Genomic DNA, 6,690 nt, shown 5'->3' on the forward strand with positions numbered 1-6,690 from the left:
CTTTTTCCAGGAGACTGTGCCCATGCGTCCGTTGCGTCTTTTGTCCGTCGTGCTTGCCCTGGCCCTGCCGCTTGCGGCCGCCGCGCAGCAGATCACCGTGTCCGCCGCCGCGAGCCTGACCGACGCGTTCAAGGAAATCGGTCCCAAGTTCGAAGCCGCCAAGGCCGGCAGCACCGTGCGCTTCAACTTCGCCGCCTCGGGCGTGCTGCTGCAGCAGATCGGGCAGGGCGCGCCGGTCGACGTGTTCGCCAGCGCCGACCAGGAGACGATGAACCGCGGCAACGACCAGAAGCTCATCGACACCGCCACCCGCAAGGACTTCGTCACCAACAGCCTCGTGCTGGTCGAGCCTGCGCAGGGCGCCGTCGGCCTGAAGTCGCTGCAGGACCTGAGCGGTGCGAACGTGAAGAAGATCGCCGTCGGCAAGACCGCCACCGTGCCGGTCGGCCGCTACACCAAGCAGGTGCTGGACAACGCCAATCTGTGGACCGCGCTCGAACCCAAGTTCGTGCAGGCCGACAGCGTGCGCCAGGTGCTCGACTACGTGAGCCGCGGCGAGGTCGAGGCCGGTTTCGTCTACCGCACCGACGCGGCCGTGGCCGGCGACAAGGTCAAGGTCGCCTTCACGCCCACCGGCCACACGCCCGTGACGTACCCGATCGCCGTGGTGGCCGAGAGCAAGCAGAAGGCGCTGGCCGGCGACTTCATCGCCTTCCTGTCGACGCCTGCGGCCCAGGATGTGCTCGCGCGCTACGGTTTCGGCAAGCCATGATCGATGTCGATCTGCAGCTCACGGTGAAGGACGGGGCCCGGCGCTTCGACCTCGCCGTGCGCTTCCAGACCGACGTTCCTTTCGCCGCCCTCTACGGCCCTTCGGGGGCCGGCAAGTCGCTCACCTTGCAGGCCATCGCCGGCCTGCTGCATCCGTCGGCGGGCCATGTGCGGCTGGACGGCCGCACGCTGTACGACGCGGCGCAGCGCATCGACGTGCCCGCGCCGGCGCGCCGCATCGGCTACCTGTTCCAGAACTACGCGCTGTTCCCGCACCTCACGGTGCGCGAGAACGTGGCGTTCGGGCTCACCGCGTGGCACCGCCGCACGCTGCCGGCGCGCGACGCCGAGCGCGTGCAGGCGCTGCTGGCCAGCTTCGGCCTCGCCGCGCTGGCCGACAGCCGGCCGCAGAAACTCTCGGGCGGCCAGCAGCAGCGCGTGGCCCTGGCGCGCGCGCTGGCCTGCGAGCCGCAGGTGCTGCTGCTCGACGAACCCTTTGCCGCGCTCAACCCCATGCTGCGCGCCGAGCTGCGCAACGAACTCGCGCAGGTGCGCAAGCAATGGGGAATTCCGGTCCTGATGATCACGCACGACATCGAGGACGTGCTGGCGCTGGCTGACGTGGCCTTTGTCTACAAGGAGGGGCAGGTGGTGCGGGAGATCGACCTGCACAACGCCGACAGCCGCGACTTTGCGCTGCGGGAGATTGCCGGGGTGCAGGAGGTGGAAGAGACGCCGCTGCGCAGCAAGCTGAGGGGTTTGTTGATGGGCGGCGCGCGCGAGGCCTGAACCTTCGTCATTTCCATTTTGAATCGCCGCATGTCCCGATTCAATTTGACGCCACGCCTCCACAGGCCAACACTGCCGCCATGAGCGAGCAGAAGATCGAGTTTTACAAGGGCCCCGCCGGTGGCTGGGGCGCGTTGCGCAGCGTGACGAATGCGCTGCTGCGGCAGGACATTCCGGTCAAGGGCGCGAAGACGCTGCTCTCGGCCAATCAGCCCGACGGCTTCGACTGCCCCGGTTGCGCCTGGCCCGACCGCAACCATGCCTCGACCTTCGAGTTCTGCGAGAACGGCGTGAAGGCCGTGGCCGCCGAGGCCACCGCGCGCCGCGCGGGCCCGGAGCTGTTTGCCAAGCACACGGTGGCCGAGCTGGCCCAGCAGAGCGACTTCTGGCTCGAAGACCAGGGCCGCCTCACGCACCCCATGGCCTACGACGCGGCCAGCGACAAGTACGTGCCCATCGACTGGGACGACGCCTTCGCGCGCATTGCGCGGCACCTGAACGCGCTGCCCGACCCGAACCAGGCCATCTTCTACACCTCGGGGCGTGCGAGCAACGAAGCGGCCTTCCTGTACCAGCTGTTCGTGCGCGAGTACGGCACCAACAACTTTCCCGACTGCTCGAACATGTGCCACGAGCCCAGCGGCAGCGGCATGCGCCCGCAACTGGGCGTGGGCAAGGGCACGGTCACGCTGGAAGACTTCGAGAAGGCCGACGCGATCTTCATCTTCGGCCAGAACCCGGGCACCAACCACCCGCGCATGCTCGGCGAGCTGCGCGCGGCCTCCAAGCGCGGCGCGCGCATCGTGAGCTTCAACCCGCTGCGCGAGCGCGGGCTGGAGCGCTTTGCCGATCCGCAGGACAAGCTGGAGATGGCCACGCTGGGCTCCACGCCGATCAGCACGCACTACTTCCAGCTGCGCGTGGGCGGCGACTTCGCGGCGGTGAAGGGGATGATGAAGCACGTCATCGAGCGCGAAGACGCGGCGGTGGCGCGCGGCGAACCTTCGGTGCTCGACCACGCGTTCATCGCCGAGCACACCCAGGGTTTCGAGGCGCTGGCCGACGACCTGCGCGCCGAATCGTGGCCGCTGCTGGTGCAGGAGTCGGGCCTGAGCGAAGCGCAGATCCGCGCGGCGGCCGACGTGTACCTGGGCGCCAAGCGCGTCATCGCCTGCTGGGGCATGGGCATCACGCAGCACCAGCATTCGGTGGCCACGATCCAGATGATCGGCAACTGGCTGATGCTGTGCGGCCACATGGGCCGCGAAGGCGCGGGTGCCTGCCCGGTGCGCGGCCACAGCAACGTGCAGGGCGACCGCACCATGGGCATCTGGGAGAAGCCGCCGGCCGCGCTGCTCGACCGGCTGCAGCAGGTGTTCGGCTTCGAGCCGCCGCGCCAGAACGGTGTGGACACGGTCGAGGCGATCCAGCTGATGCTCGACGGCAAGGGCAAGGTGTTCTTCGCGCTCGGCGGCAACTTCGCGGCCGCCACGCCCGACACCTACCAGACCTGGAAGGCGCTGCAGCAGTGCGACCTCACGGTGCACGTGACCACCAAGCTCAACCGCAGCCACATCATCCACGGGCGCGAGGCGCTCATCCTGCCGTGCCTGGGCCGCACCGAGATCGACATGCAGGCCAACGGCCCGCAGGGCGTGACGGTCGAAGACTCGATGAGCATGGTCCACATCTCGATGGGCATCAACCCGCCCGCGTCGGAGCATCTGCTGTCCGAGCCGGCCATCGTGGCGCGCCTGGCAGCGGCCACCATCGGCGCGCGCAGCAAGACGCCGTGGCTCTGGCTGGTCGAAGACTACGCCCGCATCCGCGACAAGATCGAAGCCGTGTTCGACGACTTCAAGGACTTCAACGCGCGCGTGGCGCACCCCGGCGGCTTCCGCCTGCGCAACACGGCGAGCGAGCGCGTGTGGGCCACCGCGTCGAAGAAGGCCGTGTTCTTCACGCACGCCGTGCCGCTGGACACGCACGCCCACCGGGCCCGCGCGCGCTTTGCGTCGCAGCGCGACACGCTGGTGTTCACGCTGCTCACCACGCGCTCGCACGACCAGTACAACACCACCATCTACGGCATGGACGACCGCTACCGCGGCGTGTTCGGCCAGCGCCGCGTGGTGTTCATCCACGCCGACGACATCCGCCAGCTCGGCATGAAGGACGGCGACTGGGTCGACATCCAGACCGTGTGGAGCGACGGGCAGGAGCGCCGGGCCGATCGCTTCAAGCTGGTCGCGTACGACATCCCGCGCGGCAACCTCGCGGCCTACTACCCCGAGACGAACCCGCTGGTGCCGCTGTCGTCGGTGGCCGAGAACGCGGGCACGCCGACCTCCAAGTCGATCCCCGTGGTGCTGTCGCTGCATGTGGCGCCGGTTGCGGCGCAGGCCGACGCCGTGGCGGCATGAGCGATTCCGGGTTCGACGCCGACGCCTTTTCCATCGCGATCCTGCGCGCACTCGCCGAAGCACCGGGCGAGGGCGGCATGTCGCTGCCGCGCCTGGGCAAGCGGCTGGGGCAGGGCGCGAGCGTGGTCATGCGCCAGCTCACGCTGATGGGCGATGCCGCGTTGGGCGGCGTGCGCGGACCCGGCTGGGTGCGCGTGGTGCAGCTGGACGATCGCTGGGTCGCGCACCTCACCGACGCCGGGCGCGCGGTCGCCGAGAGCCTGCCGGCTGACGACAGCCGAGACTGAGCGGACAATGGCCGCGGCCATGGAAAACACCCCCGAACCCGACGCCCTGCCGCCCCTCGCGCGACATGCCGTGCACGTCTTCGGCGAGCGCGGCCTCGCGCCCGAGGGCGTGGTGCGCGACGACACGCTGGCCGCCGAGGTGCCGGTGGCGCTGGTGTTCAACGGCGTCTCGCACGCGGTGATGATGGCCACGCCGCAAGACCTCGAGGCCTTCGCGCTGGGCTTTGCACTCAGCGAAGGCATCCTCGACAGCGCCGCCGATTGCCGCGGCATCGACGTGCGAACGGTCGAGGCCCTCGATGCAGGCCTGCCCGAAGGCATGCCGGGCATCGAGGTGCAGCTCGAAGTCTCCACGCGCAGCTTCGAGCGCCTGAAGGACCGCCGTCGCAGCCTCGCGGGCCGCACCGGCTGCGGCGTGTGTGGCGTCGAAAGCTTCGCGGGGCTCGACCTGTCGCCGCAGCGTGTGCCGCCGCGCGACTGGATCGAACGCATCGACCTGGCCACCGTGCTGCGCGCCTTCGCCGCCATGCCGCCGCGCCAGGTGCTCAACGCGGAAGCCGGCGCGATCCATGCCGCGGCCTGGGCCACGGTCGACGGCGAACTCACCGACCTCATGGAAGACGTCGGCCGTCACAACGCGCTCGACAAGCTGCTCGGCGCGCTGGCGCGTGCGAATCGGCTGCAGGAGCCCGGCTTCGTGCTGATGTCCAGCCGCGGCAGCCACGAGCTGGTGCGCAAGTGCGCGCGCCTGGGCATCGCGGCGATGGCGACCATCTCGGCGCCGACCGCGATGGGCGTGCGCATGGCCGAGCTCAGCGGCCTGCGTTTCTGGGGGCTGTGCCGCGCGCCGCGCGGCGTGCTTTACGCCGACGGGCTCGGGTCGCCGAGCGCCAGCACCGCGTCGGCCACGGCCTCGATGCCCTGATCCGAGAGGTCGGTCGACCCCACGCGCTGGCGCTTCGTCCACGCGCGAAAGTGCGTCTCCTGCGACTTCTGGTAGTGCGGGTCGTAGTGCAACGACATCAGCTCGGCGAACAGGTGCGGCAGGTCGGCCTCGTGGGCCCACTGCTGCCAGCGCGTCACCGTTTCCTTGCCCTGCAGTTCCTTGAGCACGCCCATCTTCTCGGCGAGCGCCGCGCGGTCTTCGCCCAGGTAGGCGTAGTCGCGCAGCAGGTAGGCCAGCCGCGCCTCGGGCGTGGCTTCCACCTCGATGCACGGCGCGGCGCGCATCTGCGCCACGAGCGACAGCGGCAGCGACAGCCGCCCGATGCGCACGCTCTCGCCCTCGACATACAGCGGGCGCGAGAGGTCGATGGCTTCGAGCACGGTCGCGATGCGCGTCTCGAAGTGCTTTTGCGAAGGCTGCGCCACGCCCGGCAGCGCGCCGAGCAGCGAGCCCTTGTGGTTGGCGAAGGCTTCCAGGTCGAGCACCTGCGCGCCGCGTTCGGCCAGCGCGTGCAGCACGCGCGTCTTGGCGCTGCCGGTGGCGCCGCAGACCACGCGCAGGTCGAGCTGCGGGGTTAGCGCATCGAGCTGCGAGATCACGTGCCGGCGAAAGCTCTTGTAGCCGCCCGCGAGCTGCTGCGCGTCCCAGCCCACGAGCCGCAGCCAGGTGACCATCGAGCCGCTGCGCATGCCACCGCGCCAGCAGTAGACCAGCGGCTTCCACTTCTCGGGCCGGTCGGCCAGCGTGTCGCGCAGGTGCGTCGCGATGTTGGCCGCCACCATCGCACCGCCGATGCGGCGGGCCTCGAAGGCGCCGGTCTGCACGTAGACCGTGCCGACGATGTGGCGCTCCTCGTCGTTGAGCACGGGGCAGTTGATGGCGCCGGGGATATGGTCGAGCGCGAACTCGGCGGGCGAGCGGGCGTCGATGATCGAATCGAAGGCGTGGCGGTCGGCTACCCGAACGGGCTGGCGATGACTCATGGCTGAAGGGACCTCATGCCGCCATTGTCGGCCACTCAGGCGTAGGCGGGACCTAGGCCTTTTCGCAAGCGAGCACTCGCCAAGTCGACAAAGGTGACCAGCACGAACATGGCGATCAGCACCGTCATCGCCTGCTGCTGCTGGAAGATCGACAGGTGGAAGTACAGCAGCTGGCCCAGCCCGCCGCCGCCCACGAAGCCCAGCACGGCCGCCATGCGGATGTTCATTTCCCAGCGGTAGAGCGTGTAGGCCACCCACTGCGGCAGCACGATCGGCAGGCTGGCATAGCTGAAGGCGGCGACCGGGCCCGCGCCCGAGAGCGCCAGCGCCTGCTCGGGCTCGCGCGGTGCGTTCTCCAGCGCTTCGGCGAACAGGCGCCCGAGCACGCCGGTCGTGTGCAGCGACAGCGCCAGCGCACCCGCGAACGGCCCGATGCCGGCGGCCAGCACCATCAGCGCGGCCCACACCAGCTCGGGCACGCTGCGCAGGAA

General features: G+C 69.8%; 7 protein-coding genes. 5 read left to right on the forward strand and 2 right to left on the reverse strand.

Going from position 1 to position 6,690, the window contains the following annotated elements; all coding sequences use genetic code 11:
* The first annotated feature begins 22 nt into the window (after window positions 1–22).
* The 5 genes from modA to fdhD all read left to right on the forward strand — a co-directional run bounded on the left by modA (window position 23) and on the right by fdhD (window position 5,195).
* Window positions 23–772, forward strand: a complete 750-nt coding sequence (gene modA, locus VBO01S_RS21265) for a molybdate ABC transporter substrate-binding protein (protein WP_062479005.1) — start codon at window positions 23–25, stop codon at window positions 770–772.
* Window positions 769–1,560: an ABC transporter ATP-binding protein gene (locus VBO01S_RS21270; RefSeq protein WP_062479008.1), complete on the forward strand. Its 792-nt coding sequence runs from the start codon at window positions 769–771 to the stop codon at window positions 1,558–1,560. The genes modA and VBO01S_RS21270 overlap by 4 nt, the downstream gene beginning before the upstream one ends.
* Before the next feature lie 80 nt (window positions 1,561–1,640).
* Entirely contained in the window at window positions 1,641–3,983 is a 2,343-nt protein-coding gene (locus VBO01S_RS21275) for an FdhF/YdeP family oxidoreductase (RefSeq protein WP_062479011.1), read from the forward strand.
* Window positions 3,980–4,270 (forward strand): helix-turn-helix domain-containing protein, encoded by a 291-nt coding sequence (locus VBO01S_RS21280; protein WP_062479014.1) that lies wholly within the window; start codon window positions 3,980–3,982, stop codon window positions 4,268–4,270. The genes VBO01S_RS21275 and VBO01S_RS21280 overlap by 4 nt, the downstream gene beginning before the upstream one ends.
* A 19-nt stretch (window positions 4,271–4,289) precedes the next feature.
* Window positions 4,290–5,195 carry a formate dehydrogenase accessory sulfurtransferase FdhD gene (gene fdhD, locus VBO01S_RS21285; RefSeq protein ID WP_255221161.1) on the forward strand — a complete coding sequence of 302 codons (906 nt, stop codon included), beginning with the start codon at window positions 4,290–4,292 and terminating at the stop codon, window positions 5,193–5,195.
* Here fdhD and mnmH read toward each other — a convergent pair.
* Entirely contained in the window at window positions 5,132–6,199 is a 1,068-nt protein-coding gene (gene mnmH / locus VBO01S_RS21290; RefSeq protein ID WP_062479017.1) for a tRNA 2-selenouridine(34) synthase MnmH, read from the reverse strand. The two genes, fdhD and mnmH, sit on opposite strands and share 64 nt — an antisense overlap.
* A 35-nt stretch (window positions 6,200–6,234) precedes the next feature.
* Window positions 6,235–6,690: PhnE/PtxC family ABC transporter permease (locus VBO01S_RS21295; RefSeq protein WP_157627406.1), on the reverse strand; the 456-nt coding region annotated here is incomplete at its 5' end.

The sequence above is a fragment of the Variovorax boronicumulans NBRC 103145 genome (assembly GCF_001591345.1).
Lineage (GTDB): Bacteria > Pseudomonadota > Gammaproteobacteria > Burkholderiales > Burkholderiaceae_C > Variovorax > Variovorax boronicumulans.

Bases quoted from the DNA above. Each gene is read 5' to 3' on its own strand.
- modA (WP_062479005.1), top strand. From the start codon at position 23: ATGCGTCCGTTGCGTCTTTTGTCCGTCGTGCTTGCCCTGGCCCTGCCG.
- VBO01S_RS21270 (WP_062479008.1), top strand. From the start codon at position 769: ATGATCGATGTCGATCTGCAGCTCACGGTGAAGGACGGGGCCCGGCGC.
- VBO01S_RS21275 (WP_062479011.1), top strand. From the start codon at position 1,641: ATGAGCGAGCAGAAGATCGAGTTTTACAAGGGCCCCGCCGGTGGCTGG.
- VBO01S_RS21280 (WP_062479014.1), top strand. From the start codon at position 3,980: ATGAGCGATTCCGGGTTCGACGCCGACGCCTTTTCCATCGCGATCCTG.
- fdhD (WP_255221161.1), top strand. From the start codon at position 4,290: ATGGAAAACACCCCCGAACCCGACGCCCTGCCGCCCCTCGCGCGACAT.
- mnmH (WP_062479017.1), bottom strand. From the start codon at position 6,199: ATGAGTCATCGCCAGCCCGTTCGGGTAGCCGACCGCCACGCCTTCGAT.